Here is a 22,446-nt window from a genome sequence, read left to right as displayed (position 1 = left end):
GCAATATCAGGGGATACCCGGCTGAACATGAGAATGCCAAGAGATGAACGATGGGTAACCTGTCAGATCCGACAGGTGCGCGAGCAGGCCGATAAGTGGTAGGCATTCCTGCACGCAATAAAAAAAGGCCGGTGGGCTTGTCGCCCACCGGCCTTTTTTACGGTGCGAAGGTGCGGGTTACTGCACTTCTACCGCCAGGCTGTCACTGATCTTCTTCTGCCAGATGGCCGGGCCGGTGATGTGCACCGACTCGCCCTGGCTGTCGACCGCAACGGTCACGGGCATGTCCTTGACCTCGAACTCGTAGATCGCTTCCATGCCCAGTTCGGCGAATGCCAGGACTTTGGACTTGCGGATCGCCTGAGCCACCAGGTACGCGGCGCCGCCGACGGCCATCAGGTAGACGGCCTTGTTGTCCTTGATCGCTTCGATAGCGGTCGGGCCGCGCTCGGATTTGCCGATCATGCCCAGCAGGCCGGTCTGCTCGAGGATCTGGCGGGTGAACTTGTCCATCCGCGTGGCGGTGGTCGGGCCGGCCGGGCCAACCACTTCGTCGCCGACCGGGTCGACCGGGCCGACGTAATAGATGAAGCGACCCTTGAGGTCCACCGGCAGGGTTTCACCTTTGTTCAGCATCTCGACCATGCGCTTGTGCGCCGCGTCGCGACCGGTGAGCATCTTGCCGTTGAGCAGCACGGTTTCGCCCGGCTTCCAGCTCTGCACTTCTTCCGGGGTGAGGGTGTCGAGGTTCACGCGACGGGCCGACGGGCCGGCTTCCCAGACGATTTCCGGGTAGGCGTCCAGCGGTGGCGCTTCCAGCTCTGCCGGGCCGCTACCGTCCAGCACGAAGTGGGCGTGGCGGGTGGCGGCGCAGTTGGGGATCATGCACACCGGCAGGGAGGCGGCGTGGGTCGGGTAGTCCATGATCTTCACGTCGAGCACGGTGGTCAGGCCACCCAGGCCCTGGGCGCCGATGCCCAGTTGGTTGACCTTCTCGAACAGCTCCAGGCGCATCTCTTCGATACGGTTCTGCGGGCCACGGGTCTTGAGCTCGTGGATGTCGATGGATTCCATCAACACTTCTTTCGCCATGACCGCGGCTTTCTCGGCGGTGCCGCCGATGCCGATGCCGAGCATGCCCGGTGGGCACCAGCCGGCGCCCATGGTCGGAACGGTCTTGAGCACCCAGTCGACGATCGAGTCGGACGGGTTGAGCATGGCCATTTTCGACTTGTTCTCGGAACCGCCGCCCTTGGCCGCCACGTCCACTTCCACGGTGTTGCCCGGGACGATGGAGTAGTGGATGACCGCCGGGGTGTTGTCCTTGGTGTTTTTGCGCGCACCCGCCGGGTCGGCGAGGATGGAGGCGCGCAGGACGTTTTCCGGCAGGTTGTAGGCGCGACGCACGCCCTCGTTGATCATGTCGTCCAGGCTCATGGTCGCGCCGTCCCAGCGCACGTCCATGCCCACCCGCACGAACACGGTCACGATGCCGGTGTCCTGGCAGATCGGCCGATGGCCGGTGGCGCACATGCGCGAGTTGATCAGGATCTGCGCCATGGAGTCACGGGCCGCCGGCGATTCTTCGCGCAGGTAGGCTTCGTGCATCGCCTGGATGAAATCCACGGGGTGGTAGTAGGAAATGAACTGCAGGGCGTCGGCAACGCTCTGAATCAGGTCGTCTTGCTTGATCACGGTCATGAGTCGCGCTCCTCTCTAAGACGGGAACATTCAATAAGGTACCGCTCGTTTGGGTGCATCGGTCGACGGGCGGCACCTCTTAAGACACGCCGGGCATGCTGGCGCGACGCTAAAAAGGCGCGGCAGTATATCGCAGGCGGGCACCCTGTGGGAGCGAGCTGCCTTTGTGGCGAGGGGATTTATCTGTGGCGAGGGGATTTATCCCCGCTGGGGCGCGAAGCGGCCCTAAATGATAGATGCTCATTAACCTGACACACCGCAGCGGCAGCTTTTAGGTCTGCTTCGCAGCCCAGCGGGGATAAATCCCCTCGCCACAGGGGCCAAGCATCAAGCGCAGATGCTGCGTCAATCTGGGCCATTGCTTTGACGCCATTTTTCTGCTCCAGAATTGAATGGTCATTTGTCCTACACGCCACTAAAGTGGCGGCTGGCCTGTAGCGTAGGACGCCTCCTGTCAGTTTCCTTTCCCATGGTGAGTCAACGATTGACCCATAACGCCATTCAACGTCTCCTGCTCAAACGCTTCGCCCTGGCGGCCGCGACCTACGCGCTGGCGCTGGTGTTGTTGTGGCTGGCATTTTTCAGTGGGCATTACCTCGACTCGTTACGCGGCGTCATCATCGGCAGCGCCTTGGTGGTGCTGTGCCAGGGCACCTTGTTCGCCGTGTTTATCAGTGGCCGCAACCTGCGTTTCGCCGACCCCAGCCTCACCGAAGTGCAAGTACTGATCGGCCTGGGCTGGCAGACCTGGATGATGGGGCACCTGGACCAGGCCCGGGGCCTGTTCCTGGTGTTCTATGTGCTGATCCTGCTGTTCGGGCTGTTTCACCTGTCCCGCCGGGCTTTCGTACGCTGCGCGATGCTGGTGTTCTTCAGTTTCACTGGCATCATCCTGTGGGACGCCTGGTTCTTCCGGCTTTCCGACCCCACCCTGGCCGGCTTGCAGGTGTGCGTGCTGTTTATCGTGCTGGTGTGGCTGGTGCTGTATGCCCGCTATGTCCAGACCTCGCGCCAGCGCATGCGCCAACGGCGGTTTGCCCTGCAGGCGCACCAGGACACCCTGCGCGGGATGATGCGCCAGCTCGAAGACCTGGTGGCGACCGATGAGTTGACCGGCCTGTTCAATCGCCGGCACTTCCTGCGGCTGGCGTCCCGTGAACTCAACACGCTCAAGCCCGATATGGCCCATGGCCTGGCCTTGATCGATCTCGACCATTTCAAACGCATCAACGACCTGCACGGCCACGCGGCCGGCGACCAGGTGCTCCAGGCTTTCGCCAGCGTCGCCACGGCCTGCCTGCGCGAAGGCGACGTGCTGGCGCGCTATGGTGGCGAAGAGTTCGTCATGCTCCTGCCCGCCTGCGACCCTGCGCGGCTAACGGCCTGTTGCGAGCGGCTGCGGCTGGCGTTTGCCGCCGTCGAGTTGACCGGCTTGCGGGTAGGGGTCCTCAGCCTGTCGGCGGGCATGACGCTGTTGGAAATGGACGATGACCTGGACAACGCATTGCAACGTGCCGACCAGGCCTTGTACCGTGCCAAGCGAGACGGCCGTAATCGGTGTGCCGCCGCCTGGGAGAATGTCGATGCCTGAACTGACGGTCGCCGGCCGGCAATGGACGGTCGCGCCGGGCAGCAATCTGCTGGACGCGCTGAATCAGTCCGGCGTACCGGTGCCCTACAGTTGCCGCGCCGGCAGTTGCCATGCCTGCCTGGTGCAATGCACAGGCGGCGATGTGCGCGATGGTCGGCCCGATGCCTTGAGCCCGGCACAGCGCGACCAGGGCTGGCGGCTGGCCTGCCAATGCCAGGTGGTCGAGGATGTGCAGATCCACACCTTCGATCCGCAACGCGACGGTCAGGCGGCCCGGGTGGCGGCGGTGGACTGGCTGGGCCCCGACGTGCTGCGGTTGCGCGTCACGCCTGAGCGGGCGCTGCGTTACCAGGCCGGACAACACCTGGTGCTGTGGCTCGGCGACGTCGCCCGGCCCTATTCCCTGGCGAGCCTGCCGGAGGAAGATCGCTTCCTGGAGTTTCACCTCGATTGCCGTCAGCCCGGGCAATTTATCGACAGGGCTCGATCCCTGAACGTGGGCGATCCCATCCGTCTGGGTGAGCTGCGCGGCGGGGCGCTGCATTACGATTCCGCCTGGCACGACCGGCCGCTGTGGCTGCTGGCCGCCGGTACCGGGCTGGGGCCGTTGTTCGGCATCCTGCGCGAAGCCCTGCGCCAGCAGCATCAGGGGGCGATTCACCTCATGCATGTTGCCCATGACGCCAGCGGGCATTACCTGGGCAAACCCCTGGCGGCGCTGGCGGCCAAGTATCCCAACCTCACGGTCGAACTGCTGACATCGACCGAGGCACCTTCAGCCCTGGCGCAACTTCGGCTGGCCTCGCGACAAACCCAGGCCCTGGCCTGCGGCCACCCCGAGCGGGTCGAAGCCTTCGCCAAACGCCTCTACCTGGCCGGCCTGCCGCGTAATCAGTTGCTGGCGGATGTCTTCCTTACCCGCGAGGGCGGCGCAGGCTGAGCCACCGCCATCGCGAGCAGGCTCGCTCCCACATGGATCTGCGGTGTACGCAGTATTTACATACACCACTAGACCTGTGGGAGCCGAGCTTGCTCGCGATGGCGGCAGTACATTCATCATTGATACAAGCTGAGCCACCGCTATCGCGAGCAAGCTCGCTCCCAGTGTGCCCGGCATGGGCCAAAGCCAGTCACCTGAGAAGTGGTGACCAGAATGAGTGACAAGAACTGTAGTGAAACGCAAGGGGGAAACCGCGAGGCCATCCTGAAAGAAGCGTGTAGCAAAGGCGCGACCGCAGGAACACGAACAAGCAGTGAGGCCGGATGCGGGCGATAAGTGTGCTGGGAGCCACGAAATCCAACGGTCACCGAAAGACGCATCAGGTAGAGCTTGGCGGCCCGAGCCGAAGGTTTTGGCACCTTACCCGGGGAGATCTCGTGGGCGTAGCCCACGAGAAGTCAGCAGAAGCCGTAGTAGTGAAGAAGGATCGTAATGGATCTGGAACGAAGGGCTGAAGAACAGAAACACTCACCATAGACTACTGCCTACAAAGCGAGAGCCCTTTGAAACTGCACCCGGAAATGCCATGTGGCATGTAGCGGGATGGCCAGGCATGGAGAAGTCGAGTGGACCTCGATCAACACATGCAAGGAGGGGGCGAGTCAGTAGGCAGACGGAACAGGATTAGAGACGTGTTTAGCGAAATCTGCATGGAAACGATCGTCGAAAAGGAGAATATGCACCGAGCGCTCAAGAAGGTCCGGTCGAACAAGGGTGCGCCAGGGGTCGACGGAATCACTACCGAAGAGCTTGAGGCGCACCTGCAAGCGCATTGGCCGGCCATCAAGGGCAAGCTTTTGGATGGGACCTACAAACCGGGACCGATCAAAGGCCTCAGGATCCCCAAGCCGCAAGGCGGGGAGCGGCTGTTGGGCATAGCGAATACGCAGGATCGCTTGATCCAGCAATCAGTTCAACAGCTCCTGACTCAACTGTGGGATGTAAGGTTCAGCGAACACAGTTACGGTTTTCGGCCCGGCCGGAGCAATCTCGATGCCATACGAGCGGCCAAAGCTTTTGTTCTGGAAGGCAAGACGTGGGTTGTTGATATCGACATCGAAGCCTTCTTCGATCAGGTCAACCACGACAGGCTGATGAGCCTCATATCCCAGGATGTCCATGACAAGCGGCTGATGAGGTATCTGGGTCAGACGCTTCGAGCGGATATGTTGTTGGACGGCCAGCGGGTCAAAAGGACGGCAGGAACGCCACAAGGGGGACCGATAAGTCCGCTGCTTGCCAATCTCTATCTGGATGCACTGGATAAAGAGTTGGAGGCCCGAGGGCTGAGTTTCTGCCGCTACGCTGACGACCTGATGATTTACGTCACCAGCGAACGCAGCGCGGACCGTGTGCTGAAGAGTGTGACGGCTTGGATAGAGAAACACCTCAAGCTTAAGGTGAGCGCCAGCAAAAGTGGAACGGGCCGTCCTTGGGATCGCGACTTCCTTGGCTACAACATCGACGAACAAGGGAATGGGCAGCTGTCGGGCAAGACGGTGAAGAAATACCGCAAGAAGGTCCGCGAGCTTTGGTCGGCCAGGCAAAGCCTGACGAGCACTGAGCTTATCGCTCAATGGGGGGATTACGTCCGAGGCTGGTACGAATACTTCCGTTGGGTGAAGGACGACTTCAAAGGGTTATCTCAATGGACCCGCCGACATATGCGCAAATGTTTCTGGCAACGCTGGCACAGTCGTGAGGGTCGAATACGCAAACTGCGCGGACTTGGTATCTCAAATCGCCAGCTTACGCGAGTGAGTTTTCACGACGGTTCCTGGCGAGCGGCGCGCCACCCGGTGATGCATCAGGCGATGAGTCTGAAGGTAATGCAACGTTGGGGACTGTGGACGCCACAGGACTTCGCCTCAGCAGTTTGCTGAGCTGTTCAACCGCCGGATGCGGAAAACCGCACGTCCGGTGGTGTGGGAGGGGCAACGAGCACCAGCTTGTTGCCTCCACCCAATCATTGGACCAGGGCAGTCTTCGATTTTTCGGTCACCGTAAATTCCCTGTGGGAGCGAGCCTGCTCGCGATGGCGTCCGCCCAGGCGCCATTTCTCAGGAAGCAGAAACCAAAAAGCCCCGCCATTCACATGGCAGGGCTTTTGTCTGTCAGCGGGGCACTCAGACCATTGGGTCGCCGACGTGCAGGATCTTCATCCCGTTGGTGCCGCCGATGGTGTGGTAGCTGTCGCCCTTGGTCAGGATCACCCAGTCACCGGTCTGCACCACGCCGCGCTTGACCAGCTCGTCCACCGCCGCCTGGCTGACTTCGCCCGGTTGCAGGGCGGCCGGGTCGAACGGCACGGTGTAGACGCCACGGAACATGGCGGCGCGGGCCTGGGTTTCGCGATGCGGGGAGAACGCGTAGATCGGCACCGAGGAACGGATGCGCGACATGATCAGCGGCGTGTAGCCACTTTCGGTCAGGGCGATGATCGCCTTCACACCGGGGAAGTGGTTGGCGGTGTACATCGTCGCCAGGGCGATGCTCTCGTCGCAGCGCTCGAACGTTTTGCCGATGCGATGGCTGGAGGTCTTGCCGGTAGGGTGCTTCTCCGCGCCCATGCAGATGCGTGCCATGGCCTGCACCGCTTCGAGCGGGTATTGGCCGGCGGCGCTTTCGGCCGAGAGCATCACGGCGTCGGTGTAGTCGAGCACGGCGTTGGCTACGTCGGACACTTCGGCGCGGGTCGGCATCGGGTTCTGGATCATCGACTCCATCATCTGGGTCGCCACGATCACCGCTTTATTGTGGCGACGTGCGTGCAGGATGATCTTCTTCTGGATGCCCACCAGCTCGGCGTCACCGATTTCCACACCGAGGTCGCCACGGGCCACCATCACGGCGTCGGACGCCTGGATCAGGCCGTCGAGGGTTTCGTCGTCGGCCACGGCTTCGGCGCGTTCGATCTTCGCCACCAGCCAGGCAGTACCGCCGGCCTCGTCGCGCAGTTGACGGGCGTATTCCATGTCGGCGGCATCACGGGGGAAGGACACGGCCAGGTAGTCGACTTCCATTTCCGCGGCCAGCTTGATGTCGGCCTTGTCTTTTTCAGTCAGGGCCGGCGCCGTCAGGCCACCGCCGCGACGGTTGATGCCCTTATGGTCCGACAGCGGGCCGCCGATGGTCACGGTGCAGACCAGCTCGGTGGCAGTGGCGGTGTCGACGCGCATCACCACGCGACCGTCGTCGAGCAACAGCTCGTCGCCCACGCCGCAGTCCTTGACCAGGTCCGGGTAGTCGATGCCGACCACTTGCTGGTTGCCTTCGGTCAGCGGATGGCTGGTGGAGAAGGTGAACGTGTCACCGATCTTCAGCTCGATGCGCTTGTTGGCGAATTTGGCGATCCGGATCTTGGGGCCTTGCAGGTCACCCAGCAGGGCAACGAAGCGGCCGTGCTTGGCGGCGAGGTCGCGCACCAGCTTGGCACGAGCCTTGTGCTCATCGGGGGTGCCGTGGGAAAAGTTCAGGCGGGCAACGTCCAGGCCAGCCAGAATCAGCTGTTCGAGAACTTCCGGCGAATTACTGGCCGGGCCAAGGGTAGCGACGATTTTGGTGCGACGGACGGACATGCAAGACTCCTCAAGTTCAAGCGCCAGCGAAGGCTACTATGGTCTTTGGGTGTAGTCATTGTTCATATGCACTACTTATTCGTTTCTTTTTCGAAGTGAACATTCCCGAAGATTTTCACGCCTCTTCGGCCTACACCATTCCTGTGGCCATGAGAATTCATCTGAGGCAATGGGGATTTATCTGAGGCAATGGGGATTTATCTGTGGCGAGGGGATTTATCCCCGTTGGGGCGCGAAGCGGCCCTAAATCCATACAACTCGGTGCATCTGGCAGGTTGCGTTGGTTTTTGGGGGGCCGCTTCGCAGCCCAGCGGGGATAAATCCCCTCGCCACAAGAGCAAGCTCGGCACCATATATAAGCTGAAGATTTCTACGGCCAGGCCGATACAGCGCTCAAGACAGGAGAACCTTCCCATGCGATTCGTGCTTTTTATTGCCCTGGCCCTGAGCATCACGGGCTGCACCCGGTGGTCGATGAACCACCACATGAACCTGGCCTACAAGGCCTACGACCGTGGCAACTGCGACCAGGTGATGCTCGAACTGTCCCAGGTCGACCGCGCCAGCCGGGCCCGCCGTTATATGCAGCCGGAAGTCTCGATGCTGCGCGGTCAGTGCCTGGAGCGGCAGAAACTGTTCATCGACGCGGCACAGACGTACCAGTTCATCATCACTCAATACCCCACCAGCGAATACGCCTTCCGCGCCCGTGCCCGGCTCGAAACCCTCGAAAGCCTGGGGCACTACCCGACTCGTAGCGCCACGGCGATCCGCCCGACTGCACTCTGATCGCCACTGCAGCGAAACCGCATCTGGGAATGGTTCCCAGCCGAGGAGCGGCATCGCTGCGGACTGGCTTCCACCCAAGCTTGAGCTATATTTGTACAACTCGTGGCTAGAGCAGCTTCTCTAATAGCGAGGCAACACCTGTGACCGGCAGAAACAGGCTCAAGATGCTTGAAAGCGTCTGGCACCGAGATCGGGGAGAGCGGGCTGGCTTGGGCTCGTTCCGAAGCATTGGGTAGGTCCCTTTTTTGGGGCTGGGAAAAAGCGATACAAGACATGTACAAAAAGCGTCGAATTGATCGGCAGGATCTGCCGTGCTTCTTGAAAGTGTTCAACGGCGTCAATGACAGGCCCATTGGTTTCCTGGGCAACGTTTCCGAATATGGTCTGATGCTGATCGGCACGTTGCCGTTCATGATCGGCGCAGACTTTGACCTGCACCTGAAAATCCCCGTGGATGATGGCCAGCAGATGGACATCAGGCTGAAGGCCACATGCCTGTGGTGCCATGAAGACGTGACGCCGCAGCATTTCGACGCCGGTTTCAGCCTGCACGGGACCCCGCCGGAGTACGGACAACTGGTCAGCGCATTACAGCACTATTTCAGCTTCCACTCGTTGTCGGCTTCGGCTTAAGCCCAGGCTGAAGGCCCCCTTCCTGTAGGAGCTGTGTAGGAGCTGTCGAGCGAAGCGAGGCTGCGATCTTTTGATCTTTCGCTCTTTCGCTCAGGACTCAAGCGTCTGGGACAAGATCGCAGCCTCGCTTCGCTCGACAGCTCCTACCAGCTCCTACAGACAGCTCCTACAGAAACCTCTTTCAGCGCTGGATCTTCTCTTCGCTATCCAGCAGCTTCTCCAACAACAACACCCCCATCTCGCCCATCTGGTGAATCGCCAGGGCCAGGTTGCGCGGGGCGCCTTCCAGGTCTTCCGATAAATCCAGGATCAGCGTGCTCACCGAGCAGAAGGTTTCGTAGCTGTGCGCGAGCATGCCTTCGGGGTCGGCGTCGGGGGCGACGATGAAGTAGTCCAGGTGCTTGGCGGCTTTCTGCTCGGGTTGGCCGTTGTTGGGCTTGAGGTAGTAGTCCAGGGCTCTTTGGGCGGCCTGGTCGAGCTTTTCGGGGTCGAGGGTTTCGTGGGAGGACTGTGGATTGGTGTGCGGGGGATTGGGTGTTGGCTTGATCATATTCACTTTTCCATGATGGGGCTGCTACCCGCTTCGCGACTAAACGAGGGGTGGCGGCTGGACGCAGGTTAGTCGACCGGTGGAAAAGCGAAGCCCGGCGCGCCCGAGGGCGCCCTGCGAACAGCCACCATCAAGTGCGGGGATAGGGGAGCCCGACTGGATGAAACCTGTGCACACCACTTTTGCCACCGGGCGACTAAACCCGACCGCTGGATATCAGCGACACGGATCAAGTTACGGTGCAAGGCCAAGGCACACAAGCCGGCGGATTCTGGCGGATCTGTAGTCCGTTGCGCAAGGCGTTGTAGTCAGTCGGTCGTTTCCTGCATCAGATGCCTCCGCTGGTCGGAACTGTCAAAGCTAACAGGTGTTTGAACAGCCTGTCATGGCATTTACTGATTCCCCAAAGCCCTGCTCACGACCACCCCTTTGAGAGCTAGATATGACCACTGACGACGAATTTGATAAGAACAAGTCAGCAGATACATCGGAAGATATCAACATCGGGGCTATCAACGAGGCATCTGATGCGGGTGGGGTGTCGGTGTATTCTCCTCCAGATCAGGCTACTTCTTTTTCTCCTTTGCGTGCTGTAAGTGGTGATCTCTGGGCCCAGATCTGGCTGAGCCACGAGTGGTCTGATGACGGTCGGAGGTTTACGGTAAGAACAGAAAAGTATCAGACAGTAGCTGCTGCTTCTGGACGAGGTCGGTTGCATCTGCAACTCGACTCTGGCGGCGAAGGTCCATGGGAATTGGTAACTGATAACGCGTATCAGAATGGGACAGAGTGGAGAATCGATCGTACGTATTCGATAAACTCCAATGCTAGTAATGCAGCAATAAATTTCAGTTTTTGGTGGAATGGTAATAAACCGAATCTTACGGCTCAAAGACGCGTGACCTTTGTTGCTGCTGTCACTCCCACTATTGATCCGATCAGAAATGTGAACTCCAGAACCGTACGTATTACCGGAAAGAGACTCGTAGTCGGTGCCGGCACGGTGTTTGTTCGTACCAGCATCAGCTCTACCCATTACCAAGCCACTTGGGACGGTGGCGAAATATGGAAGGTTGACGTCCCTCTTTCCGCAGATGGGCGCCACATGACCTTCGTCGCGTATCAGATGGTTGAGAACAGACGGTCACCTGAATCGCCTAGTTCACATGTATTTCTGGTTTACATTACGGCCCCAGGCGCCAACGCTGTTTTGGCCAAAGGAGACATCTTCAGGGGAGTTGGCGCGCCCGGAAGCAAAGTAAGAGTGGTAAAGGCTGACAATCACAGTTTTCAGTTGGCCCCCGAAGCCACCGTAGGGACGGACGATTCGTGGCAGTCGTCTCTGAATGCTGATCTCTTCGGCGACACTGTTTCGGTTGTGGCTATTTATGATTTAACCGGCTTCCCCCGCGTCGTTTCGGATCCGGTTAGCTATAGAGTATTACTCGCCCCGGCAATCACCGGACCTGCCGCCAATAGCATTCAGGCACAAACCTTTAACCTCAGCGGTAACAACGCACTCAAAGGTGCAACGGTGACCGTCTATCGCGACCCGACGGACACCAGTGTGGGTCACACGGTGGTCACGCAGGACAATGGTAGTTGGAATGCAGACGTGACCGTGCCGGCGGGGCCTATCTCGCTGGCTGCCTTGCAAACATTGAACGGGAAAGACTCGGGTCGTAGTTCGCCTAGAGCGTTCAAGATAAAACCCCCGAAACTGCTCAATATCCAAATCACCTACCCCAGGCCCGGTACGGTGAAATTCTCTGGCGCGGGTCACGCCGACGCCACGGTGGATGTTCATAAAACCGGCGTTAACGACCCTCAGGTCAGCACTGGCGTCAGTGGCGGCCAGTGGGCGGTGGAGTGGCCCGATCAGCCGCCGGCAAGCTACTCGATGGATATCCGGCAAAAACTCCCCGACGGTTCCGCCTGGATTCATTCGGATTGGAGCGACAGGCTCACGGTCACGATACCTGTGCCGATGCCGACCCTGGAGGTTCAGGTTGGCGTAGACCGCAAGCCGGAGTTCTCTGGCATCGGTCATAGCTGGACGGGCCAACCTGCTGCGCAGATCGAGGTGCGGCGTGTGGGCGAGTCGACGCCTGTCGCGCCGGTTGTCGATGTCCGCAACGACCGTTGGCAAACCACTGCGGCCGAAGTCTGGAATCCAGGGACGCATACCGTCGAAGCCCGACAGTTGTTCAGTAACCTCTCTTCCGAGCCAACTTCAAAGCAATTCGTCATTCCGGCCCCACTGCCTACCGTGGAGTTGCGCCAGGACGGCCTGACCCCACGCTTCTCCGGTACCTGCCTGAGTGGTGCGCAGGTGCAGCTTCAGTTCGAGGGGGACCCGAACTCGCCCTATGCCGCGTTAGTGAGCGGTGCCACCTGGAGTTTCACCCGGACCGAGCCTTTCATGCCCGGCACTTATACCGCCAAGGTGACGCAGTCCTTCGGCGGCCAGACCTCCAATGAGGTGTTGCAGCGGTTCGATATCGTCGTGTTGCAGCCAGTCATTACCTCACCGGTGAATGATGAAGAGGTGGGCCACAACCCGGTCATCCAGGGCACGGGTGGCATTCCCGGTGCTTTGATGCGTGTGTTTGATTTCGTGTCGGAAACGCCTCTCGGCGAAGACTCGGTCACAGGCAATGAATGGTCGGTAACCATTACCGAGGATCTTCCCTTTGGCCGACAGAATGTTTACGCCGTCCAGCAATACGGCGACTTTCCCTCCGAGAAAAGCGAGCCGGTCCGCTTCGAAGTGATCCTGTTTCCCCCCACCATCGACCATCCCCAGCCGGGCGATGCCATTGCCCGGGCTTCGGTCATCGACGGCTATGCCCGCAAACACTGGGAATTCGATACGGCGACCGTCGAATTGTGGCTCGACGGTTGGAGCGAGCCCCTGGCAAGGGTGCCGGCCAGAGGTGTCGACGGCTACTGGTTCTATGACGCCCACTTGCCGGTGGGCACCTATACGCTGCGTGCCAAACAGATTTTTCAAGACAGGCCCTCCGATTTCAGTCCCGACCATGCCTTCACCGCCGTCCCGGCCATCCCGCTCATCGAGTCGCCGGCGTTGCAACAACACCTCGGTGCAACGGTGACGATCGCCGGACATGGCTACACCGGTGACTGGGTCGAAGTGGCCTGGAGCGACGCACCCGACACCGTGTTGGGCAGGGCGCAGGTGCAGGCGAACCGGACCTGGTCGATCCCCCTGACTATCGAGCGCCCGGCTGGTCCTCATTCATTGATGGTGCAGCAGGAATGCGACGGGTACAGCTCCGGGTGGAGTGCGGCGCATGCGGTGCTGTTGCTGTCCGGGGCGCCGACGTTCACGGCACCCGAGGCCGGACACTGGTTCGCAGGCCAGCCTTTTTTCGCAGGCACGGGCGAGAGCGGCAAGCATGTCGAGGTGTCGTACTGGTTCGATGCCCGACAGCTCGTCGCCCAGGACCGCCCGATAGCTGACGGAACCTGGACGGCTTCGCCGGACGCGTCGTTGCGACTCGGTGCCCATTGGGTGAGGGCGCGGCAAGACGATTCGGATTGGGGCGATAGCCCGCGCTTTGAAGTGGCACCGACTGAGTCAGTTGCCAGCGATCGAGCACAAGGCACGCCAATGACTGGGGAGGTGCGCCATGGACTCTGATGAAGTCGAAAAAGATCAGCCAGACGAAACCTCAAAGGGCATTAATAACAACCTGATTGAAATCATACTGCCCCCGCATGGCTATGTGCCTGCGACGTTCGACGTGTCGGGGATCAATGGCATACCTGGGCGCTATCCCGTCAGGATCATGCGAGCTTTCCAGCCCTATGAGCTGGGTTCCGGCCCCGTCAATGACGATGGTACCTGGACGGTGAGGGCCACCATGCCGAGCGGGGTCGATAGCTTGGAGATATACGCCGTCCAACCCGACAACCGTAATCCAGATAACAACAGGAAGCTCCACCGGTTCCTGACGACACTGACAAGGCCCGCATCGAACACCATCGTGCACGCCAATGACGTTGTTTTCGGGGGACGCGATTTCCAGACACCAGAGTCTGGGTATATGAAGGGAGTCTTGTGCTGGCTTATCTGGGTGACGTAATACCAGAAAGAACCTGGGACGTCAGGCCAAATGAACCACTGTCCAGCGGCGTTCACACGGTGAGAGCCCAGTATAAAGTTGGGAGCCTTGCCGGAACGAGTGTTACGCCTGAGATATCGTTCAGCGTCGTAGGCCAGCTGCTCATTACCCCTCCCTCATCTGCTCGGGAGATGCGTTTCAATTTAAGCGGAACCAACGGCATGTCGGGCGCTACCGTCGACGTGAAAATCGACTTTAGCGGTGCCCGTGTCGGCGGAGGGGAGGTGGCGGCGAACGGTGTCTGGAATGCCAGTGTAGAGATGCTGGAAGCGGGTCCGACTTCGCTGGTGGCCGAGCAGACCTATCGGGGTGTGACGTCGCCACTTAGCGCCGCCCAAGCGATCAAGATCAAACCTCCCAGATTGGTGAGTACCCAGGTGGCCTATCCCAGCCCCGGCATCGTGAGGTTTTGGGGCCCGGGTTACCCTGATGCCAAGCTGGAGATTTTCAGCGGCGACACCCTCCAGGTCGAAACCGTTGTCGATAGTAATGGCGCGTGGGCTGTCGACTGGCTCGATCAGCCGCCTTCAACCGCGCGCCAGATGAATGCCCAGCAAGGTGTTCCCGATGGAGTAGGCGGCTGGATCTACTCTGATCGCAGTAGCGATTTCACGGTCACCATACCCGTCCCGGTCCCCTCTCTTTCGGTGACGGTAGGCGCAGACCGCAAACCGGTGTTTTCCGGCGTCGGTCACAGCTGGACGGGGCAACCCGCTGCGCAGGTCGAAGTGCGGCGTGTGGGCGAATCAACGCCAGCCGCGCCGATTGTCAATGTCAGCAACAACCGTTGGTCAACCACCGTGGCTGAGGCTTGGAATCCGGGGACTTATTCTGTCGATGCCCGACAGTTGTTCAAGGACATCCCATCCGCGGTCACCGACCCGCAAACCCTCGTCATCCGGCCCCCACTGCCCACCGTGGAGTGGCGCCAGGACGGTCTCACGCCGCGCTTCTCCGGCACCTGTATGAGTGGCGCGCAGGTGCAGCTTCAGTTCGACGATGACCCGAACTCGCCCTATGCCGCGTTAGTGAGCGGTGCCACCTGGAGTTTCACCCGGACCGAGCCTTTCGTGCCCGGTCCTTATACCGTCAGGGTGACGCAGTCCTTCGGCGGCCAGACCTCCGATGAAGTGTCGCAGTCGTTCGAGATCGTCGGGTTGCAGCCAGTCATTACTTCACCGGTGAATGATGAAGAGGTGGATCACAAACCGGTCATCCAGGGCACCGGGGGCATCGCCGGTGCTTTTATGCGTGTGTTTGATTTCGTGTCAGAAACACTGCTCGGCGAAGCCGAGGTCACCGGCAACGAATGGTCGGTGCCGATTACCGAGGACCTTGCGTTTGACGATCACAAGGTTTACGCGGTCCAGCAGTACGGCGAGTTTCCGTCCGAGGCCAGCGAGCCCGTCAGCTTCAAGGTGATCCTGTTTCCCCCCACCATCGATCATCCCCAGCCGGGCGACGCGATTGCCCGGACTTCGGTCATCGACGGCTATGCCCGCAAACACTGGGAGTTCGATACGGCGACCGTCGAGTTGTGGCTCGACGGTTGGAGCGAGCCCCTGGCAAGGGTGCCGGCCAGAGGTGTCGACGGCTACTGGTTCTATGACGCCCACTTGCCGGTGGGCACCTATACGCTGCGTGCCAAACAGATTTTTCAAGACAGGCCCTCCGATTTCAGTCCCGACCATGCCTTCACCGCCGTCCCGGCCATCCCGCTCATCGAGTCGCCAGCGTTGCAACAACACCTCGGCACGACGGTAACGATTTCCGGGCATGGCTACACCGGCGATTGGGTGAAAGTCGCCTGGAGCGATGCGCCCGACACGGTGTTGGGCAGGGCGCAGGTGCAGGCGAACCGGACCTGGTCGATTCCTCTGAATATCGAACGGCTGGCCGGTTCCCATTCATTGATCGTGCAGCAGGAATGCGACGGGTACAGCTCCGGGTGGAGCGCGGTGCATAACGTGCTGTTGTTGTCCGGGGCGCCGACGTTCACGACGCCTGAGGCGGGGCACTGGTTCGCAGGCCAGCCGCTTTTCGCAGGCACGGGCGAGAGCGGCAAGCGCGTCGAGGTGTCGTACTGGTTCGATGCCCGGCAGCTCGTCGCCCAGGATCGCCCGGTAACTGACGGGACCTGGACGGCTTCGCCCGACGCCTCGTTGCGGCTCGGTGCCCATTGGGTGAAGGCCCGGCAAGACGATTCGGATTGGGGCGATAGCCCGCGCTTTGAAGTGGCACAGGAATAGTCGCTGGGGTACGGACAACGGGTCAGCGCCTTGCGGTATTCAGCTTTCACTCGTTGTCGGGTTCGGCTTGAGCCCAGATTGCCTCTGATACCTGAAGGCACTCATCGCTGTAGGAGCTGTCGAGCGAAGCGAGGCTGCGATCTTGTCCCAGACGCTTGAGTATTAAGCGAAAGATCAAAAGATCGCAGCCTCGCTTCGCTCGACAGCTCCTACACGGGCCTCTTTCAGCGCTGGATCTTCTCTTCGCTATCCAGCAGCTTCTCCAGCAACAACACCCCCATCTCGCCCATCTGGTGAATCGCCAGGGCCAGGTTGCGCGGGGCGCCTTCCAGGTCTTCGGATAAATCCAGGATCAACGTGCTCACCGAGCAGAAGGTTTCATAGCTGTGCGCGAGCATGCCTTCGGGGTCGGCGTCGGGGGCGACGATGAAGTAGTCCAGGTGCTTGGCGGCTTTCTGTTCGGGTTGACCGTTGTTGGGCTTGAGGTAGTAGTCCAGGGCTCGTTGGGCGGCCTGGTCGAGCTTTTCGGGGTCGAGGGTTTCGTGGGAGGACTGTGGATCGGTGTGCGGGGGATTGGGTGTTGGTTTGATCATGATTCGTTATCCATTAAATGGGCTGCCACCGACTCGCGACTAAACGAGGGGTGGCGGCTGAACGCAGGTTAGTCGACCGGGAGGATAACGAAAGAACCGGCGCGCCCGAGGGCGCCCTGCGCACAGCCACCATTAAGCACGGGAATAGGAGAGCCCGACTGGATGATGCTTGTGTACTTCGTTATACCTCCCGGGCGACTAAACCCGACCGCTGATTATCAGCGACACGAATCAAGTTACGGGGCAAGGCCAAAGCGCACAAGCCGGCGGATTCTGGCGGATCTGTAGTCCGTTGCGCAAGGCGCTGTAGTCAACCGATCTACGTCTTACACCACGTCCCACCACTCGTCGTCACTGTCAGACATGACAGGTGCCTGACACGACGGGTTTGTCATTCACTGTACCCAACAAGCCGCCTGGCGTTAACGATGGGAAATGAGTCATGGCCATGATGGACACTGACGACGATAGCGAAAAAGACGAGCCTCTCGAAGAGATGCAGGTCAGGGCTGAATTTGAAATCCTGTCGCCGTCGGGTTATGTCCCTGAGCGCATATTTCATGTTTCAGGACGCGGCGCCAGACCCGGCGGCACAGTCGTTATTTATGATGATTCCAACGCCGATGGACTGGGGTGGAGTTACGACATCAATGATGATGGTGACTGGACCGTGGACGCCGTGATGCCAAGCGATGCGGATCTAACGTACCGCGCCGGCCAAAGCGGACATGGGTTCACGAGGCCGAGAAAGATCGTAAGGCGTCCGACCACGCTCACGCAGCCCACGTCGGGCTACGTAGCCCAGGCTGTTTTCGGAGGGGAATGCTATCCGGGCGAAAGACCGACCGACCCGGGCATGCACATCAGGGTACTCGAAGGTACGACTGAACTGGCTTCGGTGACAGCCGTAGGCCCTGGGACAACATGGCAAGTCCGGCCAACTGTGCCACTGACCAGCAGGGCTTATACCGTGCGGGCGGAATATAAAGTCCAGAGCAGTCCGCTTCTCAGTTACACAGATTATGTATCTTTCGAGCTGATAGGCGCATTGATCATCACCGGGCCAGCCACCGATCAGGAAATGAGTTTCACCCTCTCTGGAACCAACGGCACACCAGGCGCCAGCGTCGACGCATGGATTGACCTGGGTGATGTCCACGTGGGTAATGACACCGTAGGGACCGGGGGAGCCTGGAGCGTCAATGTACAAATGCCGAGGCCGGGTCCGACTTTGTTGGTGGCAGATCAGACCTATCGAGGCGTAACGTCGCAACGCAATGTCGGCCGGGCATTCAAAATCAAACCGCCGAAACTGACGAATATCCAAGTGACCTACCCCAGCCCCGGCACTGTGAAGTTCTCGGGCGTGGGTTATGGCGGCGCCAGGGTGGACATTCTCAGCGGCGGCACCCTCCAGGTCGATACCGCCGTAAATAATGACGGCTCGTGGAGCGTTGATTGGCTCGACCAACCGCCTTCAGCCGCGCGCCAGATGAATGCCCGACAAGGTGTTCCCGATGGGATGGGTGGCTGGATCTACTCCAATACCAGTGACAATTTCACGGTCACCGTGCCCGTCCCGGTTCCTTCCCTTTCGGTAACGGTAGGCGCAGATCGCAAACCGGCGTTCTCCGGTTTCGGTCACAGCTGGCCGGACCAACCTGCTGCGCAGATCGAGGTGCGGCGTGTGGGCGAGTCGACGCCTGCCGCGCCGATTGTCGATGTCCGCAACGACCGTTGGTCAACCGCCGCAACTGAAGCCTGGAATCCGGGGACCTATTCCGTCGAAGCCCGGCAACTGTTCAATGGCATCTCGTCCCAGGTCACCGAACCGCAAACCCTCATCATCCGGCCCCCACCGCCCACCGCGGAGTAGTGCCAGGACGGTACTGGGTGAAGGCGCGGCAGGGTGGGGGAGCAGTCCGCGCTTTGAGCTGGCCCGGCAAGAGTAGCTCCATCGTCTCCAATATCTGAAACGGAGCACCACGATGAAAAATTCTCCCGCCGTAATCGCTCGTCATTTTTGCGAACAGCTCCTGGCGGGGCGGCAATCCGATTCACTGTCCGACCTTGGACAGTATTTTGAAGAGGGTGGCTCGGTGTGCGCACTGGCCCGCAAAGGGGTGGCCGGGCTGGTGAGCGAGTACGGGCTGGAACCCGAGGATGCCCAGGCGCTCGCATTGCGTCTCAACGGCCTGGCGACGTGGGTGTTGCGAGGTTTCATCGAAGACCAACTGACCCGGCATGAACCGCTGCCCATGCCCGTGCGCCAAGGCTTGCTGGCCCTGGTCGAGGGCCCCACTTATGGGGAGTTGTTCAAGCCCAATTTCAGCAACAAGTGCCCGGCGGACGCGATCGAAGCCATCCACTCACCCGTGGCCTATGCGGTGTGGCTCAAGCACTGGTCCGAACGGCGCCTGCGCCCCTCCGAAACCGATAAGGCCTACCCGCTCACCCTCCGCCGCAGGGACCTGGGACCGTTACGCATCGACCCGGTGACGACCCATCGCGTGGTGTCGTCGGTCGAGGTGGTCAGCGCTGTGCTGGAAACGTCCATCAAGGACTCCCTTGGCGGTATCCACGACCTGGACGTGATGCTGAGCGGGCGCCGCTACCCCAACGGCCTGCCTTATCACCACCCGTGGGTCACCCTGGATGAGTTGACCCGGGACCTGAACATGTCCGTCGGCCGTGTGGTGCAGTTGTGTGATCCGGCGTTTCCCTATTTCCTGAAAGCGCTGCCCTGGGAAGACACCAGTGGCCATGCCCTGACCCAAGCGGCCCGGCTCAGCCCGGCTTTGCGACAGATCATGCTGGAGGCGTCGCCTTTCCCCGGGGAGGATAACGATCAGTGGTTCAAGAAGAACTTCGGGGCGAAGGGCATTGAAGCGCAAAACCTGAACCAGACAGTGTTTTTCAACCAGCGGACCAAGCTGACTCAGCGCGGGCTGGAAGCCTTGCTCTCGGTGGAGTCGTTTGCCCCCACGCTGTCCGACCATGTGCAGACCGTCGATGAGCTGATCACGCCCGGGCATGCGGGTTCGGTGTTCGTCAACAACGGACCGGGAAACTCGATGGGTATCACCTATGGCGGTGATGCCAGCACCAATAAAATCATCGAGCTCATTGAAGAAGGGGCCTTCGATGACAGGATTGATCGTCTCAACCGCAAGATCCGCCTGGACAACGCGTTGCAGTTGCCCAGCCATGAAACCGATGCGCTGCTGACGGCGATCATCGCTGCCGAGCTGAGTCCCGATGCACGGGCGGGCGGCCCATCAGCGACGGAACCGCTCGATTACTGGATGACGGGCAGTACCATTCGGGCACTGGGACTGTTCCAGATGCTGCGGGAGGATTACCGCTGCTCGGCGGAGGAGTTCGCGGCGTTCGTGGGCGAAATTTCGATTTTTGGACGTGGCACCGAGCTCTCGCAATTCGACCGGGTGTACAACCGGGACGTGCTGTCCACCCCTCCATTGCTGATGGACGACGGCACATTCGCGCTGGTACCGGAGACCGAAGCCGACGCGTTGACCATCGCGCAGATTTGCGGTGGCTTGAACATCGACCTGGCGACCTATTTCAACCTGGCCCCATTGATCGCCAGCGCCCAAGGACTAACGACGCTCAAACGGAGCCGGCCGGTACTGTCCAGTTTCTACCGCATGGCCAGGCTGCCGCAGCTGCTGGGTATCGCGCCGAATGTGGCGGTGGAAATCCTCAACCGGCTGAGCGGCGAAGCCGGGCTCGTTGCGTTGCTGGGGCCGCCCGCGGTCAACACCGACGCCGATTCGGCGGCACCGGACGCCTTGACCCAGATCCAGTGTCTGGAGGGCTGGGTGCGCTGGTGTATCGACAATAACCTGGACGTGGCCTGGACTCTGGAGCAGGTCAAGCCCGTGTCCGCTCCCACCGAGCCGTCAGAGGCACAGAGCCGGTTGTTCGATCAGATCCGTTCGCAGCTTGGGCCGGCGCTGTTTACCGAGGCCGCGCTGCGGATGGCCGGCGTCCCGCCGTTGTCCAACGACCGGCAATGGACTCAGCAACTGCTGGAGCTGGTCGACGAGCAAGGGCTGGTGCTGCATCGCAGCGAGTCTGCCGACCCGCCCTACGAGGAATATGCCCGGGCGGTGGTCGAGCGCGTTGTGCGGCAAGTGGTCGGAAAAAACGATCCACAGACCGTCGAGCAGATCGTCGCCGTGCTGTTGAGCAGCCGTGCCGGCCAGCGTGGCGTGGTTCAGGAGAGCCTGACCGTGTATGGCGAGCTGACCGCGCCCCTGGCGCTGCCAGTACTGACTTGGGCGGGCAGTACGGTGCAAGAGGTGCTGGCTTATGTGTCGGGCCGATCAACGCTGCAAGCCCCGCCAAGCACCCGTGAACAAGATGATGAGCCTGGCGATCCCTTCCTCGGCATGCTGGACGGTTTTTCCGGCCGTAGCGAGGTCGTGAAAGCGCTGAAACTGAGCGCGGAATTTCTGACGCTTTACCTTGCCATCGGCGACGGCGTCGAAAACACCCCCGCCACCAGTCCCTTCACCCCAAGTGCCTTGTATTACCTGACGGTCTACAACCGCGCCGTCGCGCTCAGCCAGGAACCCGAAGCACAACTGCTCGATTACCTGCGGCTGGTCAACGCGCTACCCAGCCTATCCGGCGACGGATTGAGCCTGGTGCAGGCTCACACTGCCGAGCTGCTTGCCGAACTCTTTGACTGGAGTGCCGAGGAGGTGCGTGCCTGCGCCAAGCGTGTCAATGTCGGGCAGGGTTACATCCGCAACCTGCAACACCTGGACCTGTTCACGCGCCTGCGTGAGTTCTCGCTCCAGAGCACCTTGGATGCGTCGACCACATTGAAAATGGGCACGTTGCTGCCCGACGCGCCCTTCAGCGACTACCAGGACCTGGCCAATCAGGTCTCGGCCCGGTTGGCGGACCCCGACCGGACGTCACCCCTTTATGGCCTGCACGCCGCGGGTGATCGGGTCGAAGTCCAGGTCACCGCGGGTGCTACCGAGCTGATTGCCAACAGCAATGGCACGACGCAACTGACTGTCACCGTGACCCTGGCACGGGAAGCCCAGAAGAACGTCAATATTTATTGGGGATCGACGCTGTGCCCTGTTGAGCCATCGGTGTCTACGACCAATGAGGACGGGCAGGCCACCGTCACCGTGCGTGCCGGGACCACCATGGGGCGTGACGTGATCAGTTACCGGCTCGATGCGCGTGAGCCGCAGCCGGCGGTGACGATTACCTTGGGCAATGATCCGTCCAGTTTCGTGCTGGCTCGTCCGCAGAGCGATTTCGTTATCCAGGAGGAAAAAGTCGGCGTCGACGTCACGTTGCGGGCGCTCATGCACGACATGCATGGCAATCCGGCTGCCCATGAGACGGTGACTTGGCGTCTCGCGCCGCTTCTCCCCGTTGCAGGCACGACCAATGCCGAGGGGATGACTGAGGTGACGTTCACCAGCATGAGCGTGATAGAGGACGGCATCACACCGGAAGTCATGGGGGGCGGCACCAGCATGAGCTTTCGGACCATCCATTTCGTCCCTTGAAACGATGCTCCATCCAGCGCCACGGAGCTTGTCCGGACGGCGACGACACC

14 protein-coding genes are annotated in these 22,446 nt (G+C 60.6%); 10 read left to right on the top strand and 4 right to left on the bottom strand.

Annotated features, from left to right (window positions below; all coding sequences use genetic code 11):
- Positions 1-177: 177 nt before the first annotated feature.
- On the bottom strand, positions 178-1,701 hold the full coding sequence (locus tag LOY67_RS22035) for a fumarate hydratase (RefSeq protein WP_265064423.1): 1,524 nt from the start codon (positions 1,699-1,701) through the stop codon (positions 178-180).
- A 484-nt stretch (positions 1,702-2,185) separates the two neighbouring features.
- Here LOY67_RS22035 and LOY67_RS22030 point away from each other — a divergent pair, with 484 nt between their 5' ends.
- The 3 genes from LOY67_RS22030 to ltrA all read left to right on the top strand — a co-directional run bounded on the left by LOY67_RS22030 (position 2,186) and on the right by ltrA (position 6,175).
- The gene (locus LOY67_RS22030) at positions 2,186-3,292 is read left to right on the top strand and encodes a sensor domain-containing diguanylate cyclase (protein WP_265064422.1); all 1,107 of its coding nucleotides are present in this window, start codon (positions 2,186-2,188) and stop codon (positions 3,290-3,292) included.
- On the top strand, positions 3,285-4,232 hold the full coding sequence (locus LOY67_RS22025; RefSeq protein WP_265064421.1) for an iron-sulfur-binding ferredoxin reductase: 948 nt from the start codon (positions 3,285-3,287) through the stop codon (positions 4,230-4,232). Before LOY67_RS22030 ends, LOY67_RS22025 begins: the two co-directional genes overlap by 8 nt.
- 710 nt (positions 4,233-4,942) lie before the next feature.
- Positions 4,943-6,175, top strand: a complete 1,233-nt coding sequence (gene ltrA / locus LOY67_RS22020; protein ID WP_265064420.1) for a group II intron reverse transcriptase/maturase — start codon at positions 4,943-4,945, stop codon at positions 6,173-6,175.
- Between the two features lie 243 nt (positions 6,176-6,418).
- On the opposite strand, the gene pyk is transcribed toward ltrA, so the two are convergent.
- Positions 6,419-7,870 (bottom strand): pyruvate kinase, encoded by a 1,452-nt coding sequence (pyk, locus tag LOY67_RS22015; RefSeq protein ID WP_265064419.1) that lies wholly within the window; start codon positions 7,868-7,870, stop codon positions 6,419-6,421.
- Between the two features lie 414 nt (positions 7,871-8,284).
- Between pyk and LOY67_RS22010 the strand changes: the two genes are divergently transcribed.
- Positions 8,285-8,659, top strand: coding sequence for a tetratricopeptide repeat protein (locus LOY67_RS22010; RefSeq protein ID WP_265064418.1), 375 nt, complete (start codon positions 8,285-8,287; stop codon positions 8,657-8,659).
- Between the two features lie 273 nt (positions 8,660-8,932).
- Positions 8,933-9,292: a PilZ domain-containing protein gene (locus LOY67_RS22005; RefSeq protein ID WP_265064417.1), complete on the top strand. Its 360-nt coding sequence runs from the start codon at positions 8,933-8,935 to the stop codon at positions 9,290-9,292.
- A gap of 181 nt (positions 9,293-9,473) precedes the next feature.
- On the opposite strand, the gene LOY67_RS22000 is transcribed toward LOY67_RS22005, so the two are convergent.
- Positions 9,474-9,842: a DUF6124 family protein gene (locus LOY67_RS22000; protein WP_265064416.1), complete on the bottom strand. Its 369-nt coding sequence runs from the start codon at positions 9,840-9,842 to the stop codon at positions 9,474-9,476.
- Positions 9,843-10,284: 442 nt separating this feature from the next.
- On the opposite strand from LOY67_RS22000, the gene LOY67_RS21995 reads away from it, so the two are divergent.
- From LOY67_RS21995 to LOY67_RS21985, 3 genes are all read left to right on the top strand, one after another.
- Positions 10,285-13,506 carry a hypothetical protein gene (locus LOY67_RS21995; protein ID WP_265064415.1) on the top strand — a complete coding sequence of 1,074 codons (3,222 nt, stop codon included), beginning with the start codon at positions 10,285-10,287 and terminating at the stop codon, positions 13,504-13,506.
- Entirely contained in the window at positions 13,496-13,951 is a 456-nt protein-coding gene (locus LOY67_RS21990; RefSeq protein ID WP_265064414.1) for a hypothetical protein, read from the top strand. Before LOY67_RS21995 ends, LOY67_RS21990 begins: the two co-directional genes overlap by 11 nt.
- 200 nt (positions 13,952-14,151) lie before the next feature.
- Positions 14,152-16,239, top strand: coding sequence for a hypothetical protein (locus LOY67_RS21985; RefSeq protein WP_265064413.1), 2,088 nt, complete (start codon positions 14,152-14,154; stop codon positions 16,237-16,239).
- Positions 16,240-16,463: 224 nt separating this feature from the next.
- On the opposite strand, the gene LOY67_RS21980 is transcribed toward LOY67_RS21985, so the two are convergent.
- Positions 16,464-16,832: a DUF6124 family protein gene (locus LOY67_RS21980; protein ID WP_265064412.1), complete on the bottom strand. Its 369-nt coding sequence runs from the start codon at positions 16,830-16,832 to the stop codon at positions 16,464-16,466.
- Between the two features lie 442 nt (positions 16,833-17,274).
- Between LOY67_RS21980 and LOY67_RS21975 the strand changes: the two genes are divergently transcribed.
- On the top strand, positions 17,275-18,708 hold the full coding sequence (locus LOY67_RS21975; RefSeq protein WP_265064411.1) for a hypothetical protein: 1,434 nt from the start codon (positions 17,275-17,277) through the stop codon (positions 18,706-18,708).
- Positions 18,709-18,820: 112 nt separating this feature from the next.
- The gene (locus LOY67_RS21970; protein ID WP_265064410.1) at positions 18,821-22,396 is read left to right on the top strand and encodes a Tc toxin subunit A; all 3,576 of its coding nucleotides are present in this window, start codon (positions 18,821-18,823) and stop codon (positions 22,394-22,396) included.
- The last annotated feature ends 50 nt before the right edge of the window (positions 22,397-22,446 follow it).

The sequence above is a fragment of the Pseudomonas sp. B21-056 genome (assembly GCF_026016325.1).
GTDB lineage: Bacteria > Pseudomonadota > Gammaproteobacteria > Pseudomonadales > Pseudomonadaceae > Aquipseudomonas.
The sequence above is the reverse complement of the archived record's forward strand: the minus strand, read 5'-3'. Positions and strand labels throughout refer to the sequence as shown.

What these genes read in the sequence shown, in the direction of transcription:
- LOY67_RS21970 (WP_265064410.1), top strand. Translation starts at nt 18,821, where the DNA reads ATGAAAAATTCTCCCGCCGTAATCGCTCGTCATTTTTGCGAACAGCTC.
- LOY67_RS22010 (WP_265064418.1), top strand. Translation starts at nt 8,285, where the DNA reads ATGCGATTCGTGCTTTTTATTGCCCTGGCCCTGAGCATCACGGGCTGC.
- LOY67_RS21985 (WP_265064413.1), top strand. Translation starts at nt 14,152, where the DNA reads ATGTCGGGCGCTACCGTCGACGTGAAAATCGACTTTAGCGGTGCCCGT.
- ltrA (WP_265064420.1), top strand. Translation starts at nt 4,943, where the DNA reads ATGGAAACGATCGTCGAAAAGGAGAATATGCACCGAGCGCTCAAGAAG.
- LOY67_RS22000 (WP_265064416.1), bottom strand. Translation starts at nt 9,842, where the DNA reads ATGATCAAGCCAACACCCAATCCCCCGCACACCAATCCACAGTCCTCC.
- LOY67_RS22005 (WP_265064417.1), top strand. Translation starts at nt 8,933, where the DNA reads ATGTACAAAAAGCGTCGAATTGATCGGCAGGATCTGCCGTGCTTCTTG.
- LOY67_RS21980 (WP_265064412.1), bottom strand. Translation starts at nt 16,832, where the DNA reads ATGATCAAACCAACACCCAATCCCCCGCACACCGATCCACAGTCCTCC.
- LOY67_RS21995 (WP_265064415.1), top strand. Translation starts at nt 10,285, where the DNA reads ATGACCACTGACGACGAATTTGATAAGAACAAGTCAGCAGATACATCG.
- pyk (WP_265064419.1), bottom strand. Translation starts at nt 7,870, where the DNA reads ATGTCCGTCCGTCGCACCAAAATCGTCGCTACCCTTGGCCCGGCCAGT.
- LOY67_RS21990 (WP_265064414.1), top strand. Translation starts at nt 13,496, where the DNA reads ATGGACTCTGATGAAGTCGAAAAAGATCAGCCAGACGAAACCTCAAAG.
- LOY67_RS22025 (WP_265064421.1), top strand. Translation starts at nt 3,285, where the DNA reads ATGCCTGAACTGACGGTCGCCGGCCGGCAATGGACGGTCGCGCCGGGC.
- LOY67_RS21975 (WP_265064411.1), top strand. Translation starts at nt 17,275, where the DNA reads ATGGCCATGATGGACACTGACGACGATAGCGAAAAAGACGAGCCTCTC.
- LOY67_RS22035 (WP_265064423.1), bottom strand. Translation starts at nt 1,701, where the DNA reads ATGACCGTGATCAAGCAAGACGACCTGATTCAGAGCGTTGCCGACGCC.